The following is a 20,895-nucleotide window of genomic DNA, read 5'->3' as shown; positions in this document are numbered from 1 at the left end:
CCAGGTTCACGGCTGAGAGGGGTGTCGTGAGTCCGCGCGGATGGCCGATCGGTCGATTGTCCAACGCACTGCGGGCACGGCAAAATAGCAACAGGAAACGGGACGGAGTTAGGCATGAAGTTCATTGACGAAGCGAGGATTGAAGTCATCGCCGGCGACGGAGGGGATGGCAGCGCGTCGATGCGCCGCGAGAAGTTCGTCCCGTTCGGCGGTCCGGATGGCGGTGACGGCGGCCGCGGCGGCAGCGTGTACGCTGTGGCGGACCGCAACATCAACACTCTGATCGACTACCGGTACGCCAAGAAGCATCTGGCGCGCAACGGCGAAAACGGTCGCGGTGCGGATTGCTACGGCAAGGGTGGCGACGACGTTACGCTGCGCATGCCGGTTGGCACGACTATCTCGGACATGGAGACCGGCGAGCTGATCGCCGACCTGACCGAGCACAATCAGAGCGTCCAGATCGCCCAGGGTGGCGCGGGTGGCCTCGGTAACCTGCATTTCAAGTCCAGCACGAACCGCGCGCCGCGTCAGAAGACCGACGGCAAGCCGGGCGAACGCCGCATGGTGCGTCTTGAGCTGAAGGTGCTGGCCGATGTCGGCCTGCTCGGCATGCCGAATGCCGGCAAATCCACCTTCATTTCCTCGGTGTCGAACGCGAAGCCGAAGATTGCCGACTATCCGTTCACCACACTCGCGCCGAATCTGGGCGTGGTGCGCGTCGGGCCGAGCCGCAGCTTCGTGATCGCTGACATCCCTGGGCTGATTGAGGGCGCCGCAGAAGGCGCCGGCCTAGGGCACCAGTTCCTGCGCCATTTGCAGCGTACGGGGCTGTTGCTGCACATCGTCGACATCGCGCCGTTTGATGCTGAGGTCGATCCGGTTGCGGAAGCCAAGGCGATCGTCAACGAACTGCGCAAGTACGACGAACTGTTGTACGAAAAACCCCGCTGGCTGGTCTTGAACAAGCTCGACATGGTGCCGGAAGACGAGCGTGAAGCGCGCGTCGCGGCCTTCCGCGACGGCTTTGGCTGGGACGGCCCGGTATTCGAAATCTCGGCGTTGACGGGTCAGGGATGCGAAGCGCTGACCTATGCGGTGTACGACTATATTGCCGCGCATTCGGACGCGCAGCGCCAGGCGGAAGCCGAAGATCTCGCCGCAGACGTGCGCTTCCGTGAGAAGCAACAGGGCGCGGCGTCGGGTGAAACCGGTGAGCCGGTCCAGCCGCAGGAATAAACGGGCATAGCTTGGGCGCCGACGTGTCCGAATAGGGCCGCCGGCCAGCATACGCATCATCTTGGGAGACCGCGCAGAATGCGTTCCGTCATCGCAGACTCCAGGCGATTGGTAGTGAAAGTCGGGTCGAGCCTCGTCACTAATGACGGGCGCGGCCTGGACCATGCCGCGATCGGCCGCTGGGCGGCGCAGATCGCCGCCTTACGGGCGCAGGGCAAAGAGGTCGTGCTGGTGAGTTCTGGGGCTATCGCCGAGGGGATGCAGCGGCTTGGCTGGACCAAACGCCCGCGCGAAATCGACGAGTTGCAGGCGGCTGCCGCTGTCGGGCAGATGGGGCTCGCGCAAGTGTACGAGAGCCGCTTTGCCGAACATTCGATCCGCACAGCGCAGATCCTGCTGACCCATGCCGATCTGGCCGACCGCGAACGCTATCTGAACGCACGTTCCACATTGTTGACGCTGCTGCGCCTGGGCGTGGTGCCGATCATCAATGAAAACGACACGGTCGTTACCGACGAAATCAAGTTCGGCGATAACGATACGCTGGGCGCACTGGTGGCGAATCTGATCGAAGGCGATGCGCTGATCATCCTTACCGACCAGCAAGGTCTCTTCACCGCTGATCCGCGTAAGGACCCGTCAGCCACGCTCGTTCAGCAGGCCGACGCTGGTGCACCAGAGCTTGAGGCGATGGCCGGTGGCGCGGGCTCGAGTCTCGGCCGCGGCGGCATGCTGACCAAGATTCTCGCGGCCAAGCGGGCGGCCCATAGCGGCGCCAATACGGTAATCGCGAGCGGTCGGGAGCCTGACGTGCTGGCGCGGCTCGCCGCCGGCGAGGCGATCGGTACCCAGTTGATTGCCCGCACCGCGCGGATGGCGGCGCGCAAGCAATGGATGGCCGATCACCTGCAGGTGCGCGGACACGTGGTGATCGACGACGGCGCGGTCGAAAAGCTGACGGAAGGCGGCAAGAGCCTGCTGCCGATCGGCGTGGTCGGCGTGCAGGGCGCGTTTGCGCGTGGCGAGGTGATTGCCTGTTTAAGCGCGGCGGGACGCGAGGTCGCACGCGGACTCACAAACTACAGCAGCGCCGAGACCAAGCTGATTCAGCGCCGCCCGAGTGGCGATATCGAAGGCGTGCTGGGCTATATGCTGGAGCCCGAACTGATCCACCGCGACAACCTCGTACTGGTCTGATATCACGCTAACCCGAAAGGAAAGGTAAGCGTGCAAACCGCGCGAAACTCAATGAAGTTGCGACGCCGCGGTACGGTGCATGCGTAAGTTATCGACGATCGTCTTGGCTGAACCCGTCGGAATCTTGTTCGCGCAGAAGTAGTCCTGATAGAGCGACGCCTGATAGCCATTCAGCGTACTGTCTTCGATACGCGCAAACGCCGTGGCGACGGTGTTGTCCCAGCCATCGTGATCCGCATTGAGAGCGGCGTACTGGCGCCACTCATAGGTATCGCAGCGAATTCCTTCGTAGTTCACGTTGTGCGCGCCGCTCGGGCTCGTCACGACCACCGTGTAGCGCACCACACCGTCATTGCCAACCGACAGCGATTTCGCGTCGACCGCAAACTTCAGCGGCGTGTTGCCGGATACATCGAACGGGATCAAATTGGAGGCCAGCGGCAGCGAGGGCAGTGTGTCGACCTTGTCTTCGGTCCAGTTAGGCTTGCGATCCAGCAGATACGTAAACGCGCTGTCATCCTTGTTGGTGGGGGTGTTCGAACAACCAGCCAGCAGGGCGCCGGTGGCGACGCACGCCACGACGAGAGCAAATGCTTTCAATATGATTTCCTCGAAACGCCGGCGCGGCTTTTCATGAGCCGCACCGGCAGATGCGGCGCAGAAAGCCGCACAGGGTTTAGTCGCGCAGACCTGGCTGGGTCAGGGTGTTGTCGGCAGGTCCGCAGTCGGACTCGATCGTCGTGCGAATCGTAGTCTCAACCGTTACGGTTGTTACCGACACTTCCTGCATCTCCGTCACGGTCGACGCTATCCGGGGATAGCGCGGCCCGTGATGGCCGCCAGGTTTATCCGAACGCGGCGCAGCACGGCGCAGAAAACGGGACAACTCCGTCAACGCCAACTGATACACATCCCGCTTGAACTCGATCACACAGTCGAGGGGTACCCAGTACTCGTTCCAGCGCCACGCATCGAACTCCGGATGATCGCAGGCGCGCAGGCAAATATCGCAGTCGCGCCCCACCATCCGAAGCAGGAACCAGATCTGTTTCTGGCCGCGGTAATGACCGCGTACTTCACGCTTGATGAACTTGTCCGGCACCTCATAGCGCAACCAGTCGCGCGTGCGACCGATGATCTTGACGTGCTCCGGAAGCAGACCGGTTTCTTCGTGTAACTCCCGATACATCGCTTGCACGGGGGTTTCACCATACTTGATGCCCCCTTGCGGAAACTGCCAGGAATGTTCACGGAGCCGTTTGCCCCAAAACACCTCGTTGTGCGCGTTCAAGAGGATGATGCCGACGTTCGGGCGAAAGCCTTCACGATCCAGCATACAACCACCTTCGAATCCTTTAAAATTGCTTTGATTATAAACAGATAACGGGCCTGACGCAGCGGATCGCTCTGGATTGGAATGATTCGCCGCAACATAGGCGCGTTTGCTATAGCCTTTGTCTGTGGGCCATCCGGCGCAACGGCGCCGTGGTGGCACGTATGGCGATGGCTTCGGCCTAAGGGTTTTTCACAGGTCTGCGAAGCGTTTGTGACGTCTTTGTCGCGCCTTTGTCGGGTTCCCCACCGTTTTCACCTTTCGGGCGGTCGCTCCGGCGCCGCCGCTTTTGGAAAAATTCTGAATGAAAGCTTCCCGTTTCTTTATCGGCACCCTCAAAGAAGCCCCGGCCGACGCCGAAATCGTCAGCCACCAGCTCATGGTGCGCGCCGGCATGATCCGTCGCGTGGCAGGCGGCATCTATAACTACCTGCCCGTCGGCCTGCGCTCGATCCGCAAGGTGGAAGCCATCGTGCGCGAGGAAATGAACCGGGCAGGCGCGATCGAACTGCTGATGCCGGCGGTGCAGCCGGCCGAGTTGTGGCAGGAATCGGGTCGCTGGGAGAAATACGGGCCGGAACTGTTGCGTTTCAAGGACCGTAAGCAGTCCGATTTCGTGATCGGGCCGACGCACGAGGAAGTGGTCACGGACATCGCCCGCAACCAGATCAAGAGCTATCGGCAGATGCCGGTGAATTTTTATCAGATCCAGACGAAGTTCCGCGACGAGATCCGTCCGCGTTTTGGCGTGATGCGCGGCCGCGAATTCATCATGAAAGACGCGTACTCGTTCGATAAGGATCTGGACGGTCTGAAAGAGTCGTATCGCAAGATGTACGACGCGTACGTGCGCATCTTCACGCGCCTCGGTCTCGACTTCCGTGCAGTGGCGGCGGACAACGGGTCGATCGGCGGCAGCGGCTCGCACGAGTTCCACGTGATTGCCGACACGGGCGAAGACGCGATCGCTTACTGCCCGACCTCGGAGTTCGCGGCGAACGTCGAAGCGGCGGAAGCGCTGCCGCTGATCGCGCAGCGCGCCGCGCCCGCCGAAGAGATGAAGAAGACCGCCACGCCCGGCAAGGCAAAGTGCGAGGCCGTGGCTGAACTGCTGAATATCCCGCTCGAGCGCACCATCAAGTCGATCGTGCTGGCGACCGAAAACGAAGGCGCCGAGCCGACGGTCTGGCTGTTGATGCTGCGCGGCGACCACGATCTGAACGAGATCAAGGCGAGCAAGCTGCCGGGTCTGGCTGACTTCCGCATGGCGACGGAAGCGGAAATTGTCGCGGCCTTTGGCACGCCTCCCGGCTATCTCGGGCCCATCAACACGAAGAAGCCTGTCAAGGTGATCGCGGACAGCACGGTCGCGAACATGAGCGACTTCGTGGTCGGCGCGAACGAGGTGGATTACCACATCACCGGTGTGAACTGGGGCCGCGATCTGCCGGAGCCGGTCGTCGCAGACATCCGCAATGTCCAGAAGGGCGACCCGTCGCCGGACGGCAAGGGCGTCATCGACATTTGCCGCGGTATCGAAGTGGGCCACGTGTTCCAGCTCGGCAAGAAATATTCGGAAGCCATGAACGCCACGTTTCTGGACGAAACCGGCAAGCCGCAGCGGATGGAAATGGGCTGCTACGGCATCGGCGTCACGCGTATCCTCGGCGCGGCGATCGAACAGAACTTCGACGACAAGGGCATCATCTGGCCGGAAGCAATCGCCCCGTTCGAAGTCGTGCTGTGCCCGATGGGCTACGACCGCAGCGACGCTGTGCGCGAGCAGGCCGACAAGCTGTATGCGGAACTGGTCGCAGCTGGCGTGGACGTGATCCTCGACGACCGCGGCGAGCGCCCGGGCGTGATGTTCGCCGACTGGGAGCTGATTGGCGTGCCGCACCGTCTGGTGATCGGCGACCGCGGCCTGAAGGAAGGCAAGGTCGAGTATCAGGCGCGCCGCGATACCGAAGCGACGCTGCTGCCGGTTGAGAGCGCCGTGCAGACGGTGTCGGAGAAGATCCGCGCAGCACTCGCGCATTAACCGGGGCGGACGGTGGAGTACAACTTCCTGTCTGCGACCGTCCTGCTCCTTCTGATCACCGACCCGCTGGGCAACATCCCGCTCTTTATCAGTTGCCTGCGCGGGGTGGCGCCGGATCGGCGGACCGTCGTCATCCTCCGCGAGGTGGCGATCGCGTTTGTGATCCTGCTGGTGTTCATGGTGGTCGGCGACCGCTTTCTGCGGATGATGAGCCTCACCGATCAGTCGTTGCGGATTGGCGGTGGCATTGTGCTGTTTCTGATCGCGATCCGCATGGTCTTTCCGCATCCGGACGGCCCATTCGGCAACGACACGCGCGGCGGCGAGCCGCTGATCGTGCCGCTCGCGATCCCCGCGCTCGCAGGTCCGTCGGCGCTGGCGACGGTGATGCTGCTGACCTCGCAGGCGCCCGGCAAGACGTTCGAGTGGATCGGTGCGTTGACCGTGACCATGCTGGTTTGCGCGATTGTTTTGATGCTGGCGGAGCGCATCCAGAAGTGGTTAGGCGAGCGCACGATGATGGCGTTCGAACGGCTGATGGGACTCGTGCTGGTGGCGATCTCGGTCGAAATGATTCTCGGTGGGATCCGATCCTTCGTGCATCAGCTGTGAGTTGCGCGTCGCCGGTTTCAACGCGCTGAGATCAACAAAAAAGCGGCCACGCAGGCCGCTTTTTTGTTGCCGGGCGCTGACCGCTGACCAGACCACAGCCGCTGCGGTTTGAGCGCAGTCCCTCACGCCCCGTCGGTCAAAGCACGAATCGTGGGCAAATTGCGCCAGTATCCCTTCGCATCCATCCCGCAGCCGAAGACATAGCGGTCCGGCACTTCGAAGCCACAGAAGTCCGGACGCAGCGGCTTGGCCTTCGGGATGATCTTCTCGCACAGCACCGCGCTCATGAAGCGTTTCGCGCCCATATCGAGGATGCGGTCGCGGATCGCGGCCATCGTCTCGCCTTCGTCGAGGATGTCGTCGAGCACCAGCACGACGCGATCCTTTACCGATTCGGCCGGCGCCACGCGCCACTGCATCTCGCTGCCACCCTTGGTGGTGTTGCGATAGCGGGTGAGGTGGATGTAGTCGAACTCAAGCGGGAAATCGAGGTGCGGCAACAGCATGCCGGTGAACACCGCCGCGCCGCCCATCACCGAGAGCACCAGCGGAAACTCCTCGCTCATTTCGGCAGCGATGGCCGCAGCCATTCCGCTGATCGACGCATTGACGTCGTGGGCCGAAACGATTTCTTCGGAGTGGCGGAATATGTGGAGAGCTTCTTCGCGATTCATGACGTCTGGCGGGCGGTAGCTGTATACATTAGTGTGAGAAATAACGACGGCGCGCGCTACAGCATATACCCGTGCGTCCCGAAACGCGCGCGCTGGTCGTTGGGACGATCCGGCGGACCCGGATCATCCAGCCCGAATGCAGGCAGCGAGGCCTAGCGCATGCCAGGCAGCATGCCCTTCATGCCGCGCATCATCTTCTGCAGATTGCCGCCCTTGAGCTTCTTCATCATCGTGCGCATCTGCTCGTATTGATTCAGCATGCGGTTGACCTCCTGCACCTGCACGCCCGCGCCCGCTGCAATGCGGCGCTTGCGGGTAGCCTTGATCAGCTCCGGCTTGGCGCGCTCAGTGGGCGTCATGGAATTGATGATGCCTTCCATGCGGCGCATCTGCGACTCGGCCATGCCCATGTTAGCGCCGGCGGCGGCCTGCTGGAACTGCGCGGGCAGCTTGTCCATCAGCGACGACAGGCCGCCCATGCTCTTCATCTGCGTGAGTTGCGCGCGGAAATCGTTGAGGTCGAAATCGCCGCCTTTCTTGACCTTGTTGGCGAGCTTCTGCGCGGCTTCCACGTCGACGCCGCGCTGGGCTTCCTCGACGAGGGCGAGAATGTCGCCCATGCCGAGAATCCGGTTCGCCATCCGGTCCGGATAGAAAATTTCCAGACCGTCGAGTTTTTCGGCGACGCCGACGAACTTGATCGGCTTGCCGGTCACGTGACGCACCGACAGCGCCGCGCCACCGCGCGAGTCGCCGTCGAGCTTGGTGAGTACCACGCCGGTGAGCGGCAGCGCGTCGCTAAACGCTTTGGCGGTGTTGACCGCGTCCTGGCCGAGCATCGCGTCGACCACGAAGAGTGTTTCAGCCGGATTCAGCGTGCTGTGCAGCGCAGCGATTTCCTGCATCATCGCTTCGTCGATACCGAGACGGCCGGCGGTGTCGACCAGCAGCACATCGTGATAGTGACGCTTGGCCCAATCCACGGCGGCGCGTGCGATGTCCACCGGCTTCTGATCGGGTTCCGACGGGAAGAAATCCGCGCCGACCTGCTCGGTCACCGTCTTCAACTGCGCGATGGCAGCCGGGCGGTAGACGTCGCACGAAACGGTCAGGACTTTCTTTTTGTATTTTTCGCGTAGTAACTTGGCAAGCTTGCCGACCGTGGTCGTCTTGCCGGCACCCTGCAGACCCGCCATCAGGATGACAGCGGGTGGCGTAACCGCGAGATTCAGTTCGACCGCTTTGCCTTCGTAGTCGCCGCCGATGATCGCGGTCAGCTCGCGCTGCACCACGCCGACCAGCGCCTGACCGGGCGACAGGCTGCTGATGACTTCCTCGCCGAGCGCCTTCTCTTTCACTTTGGCGATGAATTCGCGCACGACGGGCAGCGCCACGTCGGCCTCGAGGAGCGCGAGGCGCACTTCGCGCAGCATCTCCTGGGTGTTCGCCTCGGTGAGCCGGGCTTCGCCGCGCAGCGTCTTGACGACGCGCGCCATCCGTTGAGTCAGATTGTCGAGCATGGGGAGCGATGAACTGTGCGGCCGGAGCAGCGCGCGACGCGGGACACGTCGCGGAGCAGGGGCCTAGTGTAAACTTCGAATATGGATATTGTACTGTATGCCCTCACTGCGCTCCTGTACGGCGGTCTCGCCGTCGCAGGCTGGCGCTCGCACCGGCACACCGCGTTGCGCCCGGTGCTCGAGAGCGTGCCCGCGCTGCCAGCCGTGGCGAGCACGCCGTCGGTCGCCGCGTTCAGCGCGCCGGGCCGGTTGCTGCTGTTTGTAGCGCTGCTCGCACATGGCGTATTGCTGCATACCACCATCTTCCCGCAGAACGCGATGGTGTTCGGTTTCGCGTTCGCGCTCTCCGCGATGTTCTGGCTCGGCGCCGGGATCTACTGGATCGAAAGCTTTTTCTTCCCGCTCGACGGACTGCAACTGCTGGTGTTGCCGCTCGCCTGCGTGGCCTCGCTGCTGCCGCTCGCCTTCGGCGGCGTGCGGGTGCTGTCGTATTCGGCCGCGCCGATGTTCAAGCTGCACTTCCTGATCGCCAATGTCGCCTATGGCCTGTTTGCGATTGCCGCGCTGCACGCGGTGCTGATGCTGCTGGTCGAGCGGCGCCTGCATGCGATGCGCGGCGGTGAACTGCAGCGCCAGGGCGCCGCGGCCGGCAACGGCTGGCTGTCGAGCTGGCTCGACACGCTGCCGCCGCTGCTCACGCTGGAGAAGCTGCTATTCCGTCTGATCAGCGCCGGCTTCGTGCTGCTCACGCTGACCTTGCTCTCCGGGATTATGTTCAGCGAACAACTGGTCGACCGCGCGCTGCGGCTCGATCACAAGACCGTCTTTGCGATTCTCTCGTGGCTGATGTTCGGTGCGCTCCTGACCGCCCGCAAGGTGTCAGGGTGGCGCGGCCGTGCGGCGCTGCGCTGGGTGCTGGCGTCATTCGTGGCGCTGCTGCTGGCGTACGTCGGTAGCCGTTTCGTTTTCCAGGTGCTGTTGCACCGTCCTGTAGTGTGAGCGGTTCATGCGACAAATTTTTCTGCTGATCCTGATGTTCGTCATCGGCCAATGGCTGGTGAAGGCGCTGCGTCGCTCCGACGCGCAAAACGCACAGCGTACCGGCGCGCCCGGTGGTCCCGCAGGTGGGTCTGCAGGCGGCCGCGCTTCCAGCAACGGAGCCGGAGCGACGGCAGGCGGCGGTGCGCAGGCCCGTGCGTCGAGACCCCTGCAACTGCCTGAGCCGATGATCCGCTGTGTCGAGTGCGGCGTGCATGCGCCGGCGAGCGATTCGATTGTCGTGGCGGGCGAGCCGTTCTGCTGCACCGCTCACGCGCAACGTCGCGCTGCTCGACCGACGGGCCGCGACGCCCGATGAACGGTGGCTTCACCGTCGACGCCGATGGCTGGGTGGCGAGCGCGCGCAAGCTGCCGTCGCCGAACTTCGAGGCGCGTCCCGCAGGCGCGGTGCCGAGCCTGATCGTGGTGCACAACATGAGCTTGCCGCCCGGCGAGTTCGGCGGCACGGCGATTGCGGACCTGTTCCTGAACCGTCTCGACTGCGATGCACACCCGTACTACGACACCCATCTGCGTGGCGTGCGGGTCTCCGCGCATTTCGTGATCCATCGCGACGGTGCGCTTGAGCAATATGTCTCGTGCGAGCAGCGTGCATGGCATGCCGGTGCGTCGAACTTTTTCGGCCGCGAGCGCTGCAACGATTTCTCGATCGGCATCGAACTGGAAGGCAGCGACGCAACCGCATTCGAAGCGGCGCAATACGAGACGCTGGGAGCGCTCGTGAAAGCGCTGATGCTCCGCTATCCGGTCGAATCGCTCGCCGGTCACTCGGACATTGCACCCGGCCGCAAGACCGATCCTGGGCCCCATTTCGAGTGGTCCCGCCTGCAGCGCGATACACAACTCGCAGATCAGTACTTCCCCTATCTAAAGTTTTCCAAAACGCGGTAACGACCCTCCGTCCCCATTTGCGAGATAGGTGGAGAGCCAGGCCCAGCCTCGTTTTCCGGGCCATGCATGAGTGCATCGCAAGCGCAAAAGTCAACCCCGTAAGGCGAAATAAATCAATTTGCGCTGTCCCGAAACTCCACTATACTTGGTGCTAGGGGTTCAGTTTTGCACTATATGTTGTGTGTCCTGTGCATAACCATGTGAATAACTGGGTGCATAAGTTATGCGGTGTCCCGCTCTGTAGCGGGGCGCCGTAAGCATTCGCGACAGCAAAAATATTCCTGCGGTGCAGCCGGAGAGACCGCCGGCCGCGTCCAGAAAGAAGCATTCAGGAAAGGGGCTTAGCAAGTGATCGCGACACGGACAATGAAGACCATCAACAACTCGAATCTGGCTTCATTGCTGTCGCATCCCGCCACCTGGCTCAGCCGGTCTTTTTCCTGCACCTCATCGCTTGCGCTGGCGGCGCAGCGTTCGTATTAATCCGCGAATTCTCTTCGCACACTTCCAGGACCAGGAGCTTTGCACATGCAAACCACCGATAACGCGTCGACCCGGTACGAGGGCGCAACCGCTGGCCAGAATTTCGGCGGCCAGGTGCCGGGCACGCAGGCGCTCGCGCCGCAAGCGACCTTCGCTGACTACAAGGTGATCCGCCGCAACGGCAGCGTAGTGTCGTTTGAGCCGTCGAAGATCGCCATCGCCGTGACGAAGGCCTTTCTGGCCGTCAACGGTGGGCAAGGCGCGGCGTCGGCACGCGTGCGCGAACTGGTCGAGCAACTCACGCAAAGCGTGGTGCGCGCGCTGCTGCGCAGCCGCCCGAACGGCGGCACCTTCCATATTGAAGACATCCAGGATCAGGTCGAACTCGCGCTGATGCGCGGCGGCGAGCACAACGTCGCTCGTGCGTACGTGCTGTATCGCGAGAAGCGCACGCAGGAGCGTGGCCATGATGCGCTCGAAGCGCCGAACGGCTCGCTCGGCCTCACCGTCACCGACGGCGGCGTGTCGCGTCCGCTGGATATGGTGGCGCTGCGCGGCATCATCGAATCGGCCTGTGCAAACCTGGGCGACGCGGTGAGCGCCGAGCCGATCGTCACGGAAACGGTGAAGAACCTGTACGACGGCGTGCCGATGAGCCAGGTCTACGACTCGGCCATTCTCGCTGCGCGCACGATGATTGAAAAAGATCCGGCGTACAGCCAGGTCACCGCACGCATTCTGCTGCATACGATTCGCCGCGAAATCCTCGAAGAGGAAGTCACTCAGGCTGAGATGAGCACGCGCTATGCCGAGTACTTCCCGACCTTCATCAAGCGCGGCGTGCAAGCCGAGTTGCTCGACGAGAAGCTGCAACAGTACGATCTGAAGCGCCTGGGCGCCGCGCTCGACGCCGATCGCGACCTGCAGTTCGGCTACCTCGGCCTGCAAACGCTGTATGACCGCTACTTCCTGCATCACGACGGCGTGCGTATCGAAATGCCCCAGGCATTCTTTATGCGTGTAGCGATGGGCCTGGCGCTGAACGAGATCGACCGCGAAGCGCGCGCCATCGAGTTCTATAACGTGCTGTCGAGCTTCGACTTCATGTCGTCCACGCCTACGCTGTTCAATTCGGGCACGCGCCGTTCGCAACTGTCGTCGTGCTACCTGACCACAGTGGACGACGACCTCGACGGCATCTACGAAGCGCTGAAGGAAAACGCGTTGCTGTCGAAGTTCGCCGGCGGTCTGGGCAACGACTGGACGCGCGTGCGTGCGCTCGGCTCGCACATCAAGGGCACCAACGGCAAGTCGCAAGGCGTCGTGCCGTTCCTGAAGGTGGTCAACGACACGGCTGTCGCCGTGAACCAGGGCGGCAAGCGCAAGGGCGCGGTGTGCGCGTACCTGGAATCGTGGCACCTGGATCTCGAGGAATTCCTCGAGCTGCGCAAGAACACCGGTGACGACCGTCGCCGCACGCACGACATGAACACGGCGAACTGGATTCCCGACCTGTTCATGAAGCGTGTGCACGAAGGCGGCGACTGGACGCTGTTCTCGCCGTCCACCTGCCCGGATCTGCACGACAAGTTCGGCGCCGAGTTCGAAGCAGCTTACACAGCTTACGAAGACAAGGTCGCGCGCGGCGAGATCAAGCTGTTCAAGAAGATCCCGGCGGCGCAACTGTGGCGCAAGATGCTCGGCATGCTGTTCGAAACCGGCCATCCGTGGATCACGTTCAAGGATCCGTGCAATATCCGTTCGCCGCAGCAGCACGTGGGCGTCGTCCACTCGTCGAACCTGTGCACGGAAATCACGCTGAACACCAGCGACACCGAAATCGCCGTCTGCAATCTGGGTTCGGTGAACCTCGTCGCCCACCTGAAGACTCAGGCCGACGGCACGCTGGTGCTCGACCACGACAAGCTGAAGCGCACCGTCAGCGTGGCCATGCGCATGCTCGACAACGTGATCGACATCAACTATTACGCGGTTGCCAAGGCGCGTAACTCGAACCTGAAGCACCGTCCGGTGGGTCTGGGCATCATGGGCTTCCAGGACTGCCTGCACCTGCTGCGCACGCCGTACGCGTCGCAAGAGGCGGTCAAGTTTGCGGATACGTCGATGGAAGCGGTCTGCTATTACGCCTACTACGCGTCGACGGAGCTGGCGCAGGAACGCGGCCGTTACTCCAGCTACCGCGGTTCGCTGTGGGATCGCGGCATCCTCCCGCAAGACACGCTGAAGCTGCTGGCCGACGCGCGTGGCGGCTACGTGGAAGTGGATTCGAGCGAGTCGATGGACTGGACGGAGCTGCGTTCGCGCATCGCAACGTACGGCATGCGCAACTCGAACTGCGTGGCGATCGCGCCGACGGCGACGATCTCCAACATCATCGGCGTGTCGGCCTGCATTGAACCGACCTTCCAGAACCTGTATGTGAAGTCGAATCTGTCGGGCGAATTCACGGTGGTCAACGACTACCTGGTGCGCGACCTGAAGGCGCGCGGCCTGTGGGATGAGGTGATGGTTGCCGACCTGAAGTACTTCGACGGCACGCTCTCGCGCATCGACCGCATCCCGGCCGACCTGCGCGCGATCTACGCGACGGCGTTCGAAGTCGACGCCACGTGGCTGGTCGAGGCGGCCTCGCGTCGTCAGAAGTGGATCGACCAGGCGCAGTCGCTGAACATCTATATGGGTGGCGTGTCGGGCAAGAAGCTGGACGAGGTCTACAAGCTCGCCTGGTTGCGCGGCCTGAAGACGACCTACTACCTCCGCACGATGGCGGCGACGCACGTTGAGAAATCGACGGTGGCGCACGGCGCGTTGAACGCGGTGAGCTCGGGCGGCGGTGAAGGTGCGGGCGGCGCGGGTGGTATCGGCGGCGGCGCTGTAGGTGGCTTCGGCGTGAGCGGTGGCGCAGCGTCGGGCGGTCTGCAGGCGGCAGCAGCCGCGCCGGCAGTCGCAGTCGAAGCGGCGCCTGAAGCCGATGGTCCGGTGTGCATGATGCGTCCGGGCGATCCTGGCTTCGACGAGTGCGAGGCTTGCCAGTAATCGTTCAGGGTCGATGCCTGGCTTTCGCCAGGCGTCGACCCGATTTCGACCGGGCACTTGTCTTGCGATCAGCATCAGCGAAAAGCAGCAACAAACAGTAACGAACAGCAGCGCGCACTACCAGGCAACCCCAGGCGCTCGACACGAAGAAGCGCGCAGCACGCGAGCGACATACGAGCAACACGCGCTCGCCAGCTCTCACGACTCATTGAACTTTGCCTTGCTCGTGCTGACGAACTAGCAACAGCCAAGGCAACGTGCAAAAGCCAGGCAGTACATCAGGCAACACAACACAGTTTTCAGAGCATCGGGATCGCTTCGATTCGATGTTCTCTCGAGAGAGCGAAGCACTTCGACAACACATGTTTGGGTCACCTCACATGAGGTATCAGAGACAGTCTGTTGACCAAAGTGTTGTATGAAGGTCGCAACGCGAATCGAAAACAGGATTTTTCATCAGCGAACTCTTTTATCGCTCGTGAAAAGATGGTACAAACCGTTCTAAATTGATGGTGACATTTATGCTCAACTGGGATGACGAGATCACTGCCGTAACTCCCTCGAGCGCTACGCAACTGAATGAGTTGCGCAACGCCTCGGGATCGGCTGTCGGTACGCAAGTCGGAACGCGTGCCCCTCATCAAGCTCCCTCGGCCCAGGAAATCTTCGCGAACGACATCGCTGTCGCTCCCGTCGCCGCCCGTGCCGCTACTCCATCTACCGCTCAAACCTCCGCCGACACATCCGCCGCCGTCTCCGAAGCGCGCGTGAATGTCGCCGACAAGCGCATCATCAACGGCCAGACCGACGTCAATCAGCTGGTGCCGTTCAAGTACAAGTGGGCGTGGGAGAAGTATCTCTCCGGCTGTGCGAACCACTGGATGCCGCAGGAAATCAACATGTCCCGCGACATCGCCCTGTGGAAAGACCCGAATGGGCTGACCGAGGACGAGCGCCGCATCGTCAAGCGCAACCTCGGCTTCTTCGTGACGGCCGACTCGCTCGCCGCCAATAACATCGTGCTGGGCACCTACCGCCACATCACGGCGCCCGAATGCCGCCAGTTCCTGCTGCGCCAGGCGTTCGAAGAGGCGATCCACACGCACGCCTACCAGTACATCGTCGAATCGCTGGGCCTCGACGAAGGCGAAATCTTCAACGCGTACCACGAGGTTTCCTCGATCCGCGCGAAAGACGAATTCCTGATTCCGTACATCCACGTGCTGACCGATCCGGCCTTCAAGACCGGGACCGTCGAGGCAGACCAGACGCTGCTGCGTTCGCTGATCGTGTTCGCCTGTGTGATGGAAGGGCTGTTCTTCTACGTCGGCTTTACCCAGATCCTGGCGCTTGGCCGTCAGAACAAGATGACCGGCGCGGCGGAACAGTACCAATACATCCTGCGCGACGAGTCGATGCACTGCAATTTCGGCATTGACCTGATCAACCAGATCAAACTCGAAAACCCGCACTTGTGGACGGCTGAGTTCCGCGCGGAAATCCGCGAAATCTTCAAGCAAGCGGTCGACCTTGAATATCGTTACGCAGAAGACACGATGCCGCGCGGGGTGCTCGGCCTCAATGCGTCGATGTTCAAGAGCTATCTGCGCTTCATCTGCAACCGCCGTTGCCAGCAGATCGGTCTCGATCCGCTGTACCCGAACGAGGAAAACCCGTTCCCGTGGATGAGCGAGATGATCGACCTGAAGAAGGAACGCAACTTCTTCGAAACGCGAGTGATTGAATATCAGACCGGCGGTGCGCTGAGCTGGGAGTAATCCCGGGTGCGCTGCGGTTGAACGCAGTTGGAATGCGAACTCTTTGATGGGGATGCCGCCGGCCGAGCCCGCGGCAGTTATGGTTAGGAGCAGAACCGCCTGATGCAAAGCGTGCCCGGTGCCTTAGCGGCCCACAAACATGATAGGCACTTTGCGAACCCTTCAGTGGGATGGGCAAACTTCCCCCCGGAAAAAGCCGCTGGCCTGACGGCCGGCGGCTCGATCAAACGATTGCCGGCGTCGAGATCCGACGCTGACTGGACTTGGCGCGCGGTGCCCGATGGCACGGCGCGCCTTACCGTATTCATTAGCGTAAGCGCGCAGCACCTGCGTACGCCGATGAATAGCCCGCTTCGTAGTGCGCGCCCTGAGAAGCGTCCGCGGGAAGCGGGTTTTGACGAAGGGTGTAGTTTGAACTGACTCTCATCTGAAAACCTGAAGGAGAAAATGATGGCAACTGCAAAAAAAGCCGCCGCTAAGAAAGTCGCTGTGAAGAAGGTTGCAGCGAAGAAGGCAGCACCGGCAAAGAAGGCCGCAGCGAAGAAAGTCGCAGTGAAGAAGGTTGCTGCGAAGAAAGTCGCTGTGAAGAAGGTTGCAGCGAAGAAGGCGCCGGCTAAGAAGGCCGCTGTGAAGAAGGTTGCAGCCAAGAAAGTTGCAGTGAAGAAGGTTGCAGCGAAGAAGGCAGCACCGGCAAAGAAGGCAGCAGTAAAGAAGGTTGCAGCGAAGAAGGTTGCCAAGAAGGCAGCACCGGCTAAGAAGGCCGCTGCCAAGAAGGCGCCTGCCAAGAAGGCTGCCAAGGCCCCCGCGAAGAAGGCCGCCAAGGCCCCTGCGAAGAAGGCTGCGAAAGCCCCCGCTGCGCCTGCCAAGAAGGCTGCTGCTCCGAAGAAGGCTGTTGCCAAGAAGGCTGCACCGGCACCTGCTGCTCCCGCTGCAACGAGCGCAGCACCGGCAGCTACGGTGAAGACCGCGTTGAACCCGGCTGCAGCATGGCCGTTCCCGACCGGCAGCCGTCCGTAACTGGCTGAGTCGTTAGGCACATTTCGATGTGTCCGATGATTGAGTAGCCCTTCAGTCTCGCTGCTCAATCACCGTCCCGTCGCCGGGTTTCCGGCGGCGGGATTTTTTTTGCCCGCTGTGTTTCGTGCGCGGGCGCTTTGGCGTTACGTCAGATCGTAGCCAAATACCTGCTTGAACCGCTCGTTGATCTCTGCCCGGGTGGGCGCATAGTTTTGCGGTCCGAGATGCTCTATCTTGAGCGTGCCCATCAGGCCTGCGAGACGGCCCGTAGTGGCCCAGCCGAGCTGCTTCTCGATACCGTAGAGCAAACCGCCGCGGAAGGCATCGCCGCAGCCGGTCGGGTCGAGTACCTGCCTGGCCGTGACGGGAGGGATCTCCTCAATACCGCCCGCGTGATGGATTTGCGAGCCATGCTCGCCGCGCGTCACGATCAGCGCTTCGACCTTTGCGGCAATTTCTTCGACTGACCAGCCGGTCTTGTCGCTCACCAGTTTGGCCTCGTAGTCGTTCACCGCCACGTAAGTGGCGAGCTCGATCATGCGGCGCAGCGTCGCGCCGTCGAACAGCGGCAGCCCCTGGCCCGGATCGAAGATGAACGGCACGCCGGCAGCGGCGAGTCGTTCGGAGTGCTGGGTCATCGCGTCGTAGCCGTCCGGTCCTACGATCGCGAGCGTGATGTCCTTCGCTTCGTCGGCGTGGTTCAGATGCGCCTGCATCATCGCGCCGGGGTGGAAGGCGGTGATCTGATTGTTTTCCAGATCGGTGGTGATCATCGCTTGCGCGGAGTAGGTGTTCTCCAGCACGAGCACGTGCTCGCGCGAGAGGCCCAGCTGGTCGAAGCGATCCAGGTAGCGTTGTGCGTCGACCGCGCCGAGCGCGCCCATGATGCGTGCGTCGCCGCCCAGCAGATTCAGCGAGTAGGCCATGTTGCCGGCGCAACCCCCGAACTCGCTGCGCATCGTCGGCACCAGGAAGCTCACGTTGAGGATATGGACCTGCTCGGGCAGGATGTGCTCCCGAAAGCGGCCCTCAAAGGTCATGATGTTGTCGTAGGCGAGCGAGCCGCAAATCAGCGTAGCCAAGGCGAGTAGTCCTGTAGAAATCTGCAAAGATAAAACACGGGGGGCGCTCCCGGACCCGCGCGCTTCGCGCACCGCATAAACCGTGCGACGGATGCGAAAGCGCCGCGCAAAAAGGCGCGGCGCGGGTCCGGGTGCTGGACGCTTACTTCAGTGCGTCGAGTGCCGCGTCGTAGTTCGGTTCGTTCTTGATCTCGCCGACGAGCTCAGCGTGAACCACATTGTCGTTCTCGTCGATGACGACCACGGCGCGCGCCGTCAGGCCGGTCAGCGGGCCGCTCGTCACGTCGACACCGTAGGCCTGAGCGAACTCGTGGCCGCGGAAAGTCGAAGCGGTCGAGACGTTTTCGATGCCTTCGGTCGTGCAGAAGCGCGTGGCCGCGAACGGCAGATCGCCCGACACCACGATCACGGCCGTATTCGACAGCTTGCCTGCGGCCTCGTTGAACTTGCGGGTGGAGGTGGCGCAGGTCGGCGTGTCGAGACTCGGCACGATGTTCAGCACTTTGCGCTTGCCGGCGAAATCGGCGAGCGTGACCGGCTTCAGATCCTTGCCGACCAGCGAGAACGCAGGCGCCTTCTGGCCCACGGCCGGAAACGTGCCGGCGACTTCGATCGGGTTGCCACCCAGCGTGACTTGACTCATGTTGTGCTCCGAAGATTTATCAGGGATTGACGGTGAACGCGCCCGCTGTGTCGCGGGCGCAAGAAAACTGCGGCTTATGTTCAGGGGTAGAAGATCTGTACGCGGAAATTCGATGCGACTGCGTTGCCGGTATCCAGGTGCACGACCATGGTTTGCGTCGTGCGTGGCGGCAGGCCGGCTGCGATCGGCGTGCCGGGTTTGACGTAGTCCTGCGGCCACAGCACACGGCGCACGGCGACGTTGTTCTGATCGTCGAGCAGCGTGAGTTCGATAGCCGGATAGGCGAGCGCGACGTTGTAGCGGTTGCGCAGCGGCATCTTCAGCTCGAGCTTGTGCGGCCCGTCGATCTGGCGGAGATCGGACGGCTCGACCTGCAGGCCATCAATATCGTGCGGCGGCATGACGGTGCAGCCAAGCGGCGCACAAACCTGTGCATAGAGCGCCTGCGAGGCCGGCCAATCGACCATGATGAGTTCGCGTTGCCACCAGGCGAGCTGCGCGAGCAGACCGAGCAACAGGATGAAAGCAACCAGCGCGCCGAAGATCGTCCAGCCGACGCGGCGCGGCGGAGCCGCACGCGTCTCGCGGATCACCTGGAACGGATCGGCTTCATCCGCCGGCGGATTGGTGGCGAAGGGCGTGGCGCTGGCAGTGGCAGCGGCGGTACCGAAATGCGGTTCGTGGTCTGGAGCGGTGCGTAGCGTTTCAGCGGCGGCATGCGCGTCCTGCAAGGCAGGCTCGTCGTCCGCGCGATGTTCCGGCTGACGCCATACCGGCGCAGGCTCGGGCGCGACCTCGGGAGTGGCCTCGGACACGAGTTCCGGTTCTACCTCGGGCGCCGCGTGGGACACGAAGTGATCGTCATCCACGCTGACCGGTTCCGGCTCGGCCGCGAATACTGGTTCCCGATGATCGGCAGCATCCCGCTCCGAGGCGTGCCACGGGGTGACAGCGAGGTTGCCGGAGACAGGCGCCAGCGGCAGGTTGCTTGCGTTGTGCAGCAAGCTCTGGTCGATGACGGCGTCGGCCTGTGGTGCCCACGGGTCCCATGCCTCGGCGCTGAAATTCGGTGCTTTCGGGCGCGGAGCCGGTGCGGGGGCCGCACTCGAAGCCGGGTTCAACGCAGTCACGGCTGCCGGAGAAATCGGCGTGGCCGTGGCGAAGTCGCCGCCCTCGGCGGTCTCATACAGACTACTCGATGCGTCGAACACTTCCTGGCAATGCCCGCAGCGCACAAGGCCGCGGCGCAGCGCGAGCTGCGCCGGCTGAAGCCGGAAGACCGTTTCGCAGAAAGGACAGCGCGTCGCCAGGAGCATATTGAGCCGATTGGCCGCAGGGCCGGTGGTTGGACAATACGTCTTATTCTAATGGCTTTCCCGACGCGTTCCCGTCAGGCATACCCAACCTTCGTGTTCACGCCATACGGCGATGTCGATCCACTGTTGATAAACGCGCGCGACTTCCTCGGCCTGGCGCGCCAGAATCCCCGACAGCGCAAGGCGTCCACCCGGCTTCACCTTCGACGACAGCATCGAGGCCATCAGCTTGAGCGGATTGGACAGGATGTTGGCGACGACGATATCGAACTCGCCGGCCGGGCAGTCTTCGGGCAGGCCGTAGATGACTTCGGCGCGGTTACGCTCGCTGTTATGGCGAGCCGATTCGACGGCCTGCGGATCGATGTCGATACCGTAGACGGGATTCGCGCCGCACTTCTTCGCGAGGATCGCGAGAATGCCGGAGCCGCAACCGTAGTCGAGCACCGACTGGTTCGGCTTGACCGACTGCTCGAGCCATTCCATACACAGGCGCGTGGTCGGATGACTGCCGGTGCCGAAGGCGAGACCCGGGTCGAGTTCGAGCACGAGCGCATCGGGATCCGGTGCATCGTGCCATGACGGCACGACCCAGATGCGTTCGCCGATCGGAATCGGATCGAACTGCGACTGCGTGAGCCGCACCCAGTCCTGTTCTTCGACTTCACGCACGCTGAACGTAGGCGCGGGACTTAAACCCAGTTCGTTCGCGGCGGCGGTCAGCAGAACCGCCGGCTCATGTTCCGGCGCCAGCAGCGCGATCACGCGCGAATGCTGCCATGCCGTGCGATCAGGTGTAAGACCGGGTTCGCCGAAGAGCGGCTGCTCGTCGGGCGTATCGGCATCCGCATCTTCCACCGACACGGACAACGCGCCGAGCTCGAGCAACGCGTCGGACAGTTCCTCCGCGTGCTCACGTGCCAGCTCGACGATCAGTTCCCGGTAACTCATGG

Annotated in this window: 19 protein-coding genes; 11 read left to right on the top strand and 8 right to left on the bottom strand. The window is 62.5% G+C overall.

Annotated elements, in window-relative coordinates; translation table 11 throughout:
• Positions 1-114: 114 nt before the first annotated feature.
• On the top strand, positions 115-1,239 hold the full coding sequence (cgtA, locus tag BUS06_RS00655) for an Obg family GTPase CgtA (protein WP_074262537.1): 1,125 nt from the start codon (positions 115-117) through the stop codon (positions 1,237-1,239).
• Between the two features lie 78 nt (positions 1,240-1,317).
• Positions 1,318-2,436, top strand: a complete 1,119-nt coding sequence (gene proB, locus BUS06_RS00650) for a glutamate 5-kinase (RefSeq protein ID WP_074262536.1) — start codon at positions 1,318-1,320, stop codon at positions 2,434-2,436.
• A gap of 48 nt (positions 2,437-2,484) precedes the next feature.
• On the opposite strand, the gene BUS06_RS00645 is transcribed toward proB, so the two are convergent.
• Entirely contained in the window at positions 2,485-3,036 is a 552-nt protein-coding gene (locus BUS06_RS00645; RefSeq protein ID WP_074262535.1) for a CNP1-like family protein, read from the bottom strand.
• Positions 3,037-3,112: 76 nt separating this feature from the next.
• Positions 3,113-3,772 carry an RNA pyrophosphohydrolase gene (locus BUS06_RS00640; protein ID WP_074262534.1) on the bottom strand — a complete coding sequence of 220 codons (660 nt, stop codon included), beginning with the start codon at positions 3,770-3,772 and terminating at the stop codon, positions 3,113-3,115.
• A gap of 301 nt (positions 3,773-4,073) precedes the next feature.
• Between BUS06_RS00640 and BUS06_RS00635 the strand changes: the two genes are divergently transcribed.
• Together BUS06_RS00635 and BUS06_RS00630 are read left to right on the top strand one after the other, a co-directional pair.
• On the top strand, positions 4,074-5,810 hold the full coding sequence (locus BUS06_RS00635; protein WP_074262533.1) for a proline--tRNA ligase: 1,737 nt from the start codon (positions 4,074-4,076) through the stop codon (positions 5,808-5,810).
• Between the two features lie 12 nt (positions 5,811-5,822).
• The gene (locus BUS06_RS00630) at positions 5,823-6,422 is read left to right on the top strand and encodes a MarC family protein (RefSeq protein WP_074262532.1); all 600 of its coding nucleotides are present in this window, start codon (positions 5,823-5,825) and stop codon (positions 6,420-6,422) included.
• 122 nt (positions 6,423-6,544) lie between these two features.
• Here the strand turns inward: BUS06_RS00630 and BUS06_RS00625 are convergent, their stop codons facing one another.
• Both BUS06_RS00625 and ffh read right to left on the bottom strand, forming a co-directional pair.
• Complete coding sequence (locus BUS06_RS00625) at positions 6,545-7,096, bottom strand: hypoxanthine-guanine phosphoribosyltransferase (RefSeq protein WP_074262531.1); 552 nt, start codon at positions 7,094-7,096, stop codon at positions 6,545-6,547.
• Positions 7,097-7,248: 152 nt separating this feature from the next.
• A complete protein-coding gene (ffh, locus tag BUS06_RS00620; protein WP_074262530.1) occupies positions 7,249-8,616 on the bottom strand; it encodes a signal recognition particle protein in 1,368 nt (455 codons plus the stop codon).
• 81 nt (positions 8,617-8,697) lie between these two features.
• Between ffh and BUS06_RS00615 the strand changes: the two genes are divergently transcribed.
• The 7 genes from BUS06_RS00615 (at position 8,698) to BUS06_RS00585 (ending at position 16,901) form a co-directional block, all read left to right on the top strand.
• Positions 8,698-9,615, top strand: coding sequence for a cytochrome C assembly family protein (locus tag BUS06_RS00615; protein ID WP_074262529.1), 918 nt, complete (start codon positions 8,698-8,700; stop codon positions 9,613-9,615).
• Between the two features lie 7 nt (positions 9,616-9,622).
• The gene (locus tag BUS06_RS00610; RefSeq protein ID WP_074262528.1) at positions 9,623-9,973 is read left to right on the top strand and encodes a PP0621 family protein; all 351 of its coding nucleotides are present in this window, start codon (positions 9,623-9,625) and stop codon (positions 9,971-9,973) included.
• Positions 9,970-10,566 carry a 1,6-anhydro-N-acetylmuramyl-L-alanine amidase AmpD gene (gene ampD, locus BUS06_RS00605; protein WP_074262527.1) on the top strand — a complete coding sequence of 199 codons (597 nt, stop codon included), beginning with the start codon at positions 9,970-9,972 and terminating at the stop codon, positions 10,564-10,566. Before BUS06_RS00610 ends, ampD begins: the two co-directional genes overlap by 4 nt.
• Before the next feature lie 528 nt (positions 10,567-11,094).
• Entirely contained in the window at positions 11,095-14,106 is a 3,012-nt protein-coding gene (locus BUS06_RS00600) for a ribonucleoside-diphosphate reductase subunit alpha (RefSeq protein WP_074262526.1), read from the top strand.
• 521 nt (positions 14,107-14,627) lie between these two features.
• Complete coding sequence (locus tag BUS06_RS00595) at positions 14,628-15,884, top strand: ribonucleotide-diphosphate reductase subunit beta (protein WP_074262525.1); 1,257 nt, start codon at positions 14,628-14,630, stop codon at positions 15,882-15,884.
• A 102-nt stretch (positions 15,885-15,986) separates the two neighbouring features.
• Positions 15,987-16,304: a hypothetical protein gene (locus BUS06_RS00590; protein ID WP_074262524.1), complete on the top strand. Its 318-nt coding sequence runs from the start codon at positions 15,987-15,989 to the stop codon at positions 16,302-16,304.
• Between the two features lie 30 nt (positions 16,305-16,334).
• The gene (locus BUS06_RS00585; RefSeq protein ID WP_074262523.1) at positions 16,335-16,901 is read left to right on the top strand and encodes a histone H1-like DNA-binding protein; all 567 of its coding nucleotides are present in this window, start codon (positions 16,335-16,337) and stop codon (positions 16,899-16,901) included.
• A gap of 143 nt (positions 16,902-17,044) precedes the next feature.
• Here BUS06_RS00585 and BUS06_RS00580 read toward each other — a convergent pair whose 3' ends face one another.
• The 4 genes from BUS06_RS00580 to prmA form a co-directional block, all read right to left on the bottom strand.
• Entirely contained in the window at positions 17,045-17,983 is a 939-nt protein-coding gene (locus BUS06_RS00580; RefSeq protein WP_074262522.1) for a carbohydrate kinase family protein, read from the bottom strand.
• A gap of 142 nt (positions 17,984-18,125) precedes the next feature.
• The gene (tpx, locus tag BUS06_RS00575) at positions 18,126-18,626 is read right to left on the bottom strand and encodes a thiol peroxidase (RefSeq protein ID WP_074262521.1); all 501 of its coding nucleotides are present in this window, start codon (positions 18,624-18,626) and stop codon (positions 18,126-18,128) included.
• 80 nt (positions 18,627-18,706) lie between these two features.
• Positions 18,707-19,942: a zinc-ribbon and DUF3426 domain-containing protein gene (locus BUS06_RS00570; RefSeq protein WP_074262520.1), complete on the bottom strand. Its 1,236-nt coding sequence runs from the start codon at positions 19,940-19,942 to the stop codon at positions 18,707-18,709.
• A gap of 48 nt (positions 19,943-19,990) precedes the next feature.
• Positions 19,991-20,893: a 50S ribosomal protein L11 methyltransferase gene (gene prmA, locus BUS06_RS00565; protein WP_074262519.1), complete on the bottom strand. Its 903-nt coding sequence runs from the start codon at positions 20,891-20,893 to the stop codon at positions 19,991-19,993.
• Between the last annotated feature and the right edge of the window lie 2 nt (positions 20,894-20,895).

This window comes from Paraburkholderia phenazinium (genome assembly GCF_900141745.1).
Classification (GTDB): Bacteria; Pseudomonadota; Gammaproteobacteria; order Burkholderiales; family Burkholderiaceae; genus Paraburkholderia; species Paraburkholderia phenazinium_B.
This window is presented reverse-complemented; position numbering and strand designations above follow the sequence as displayed.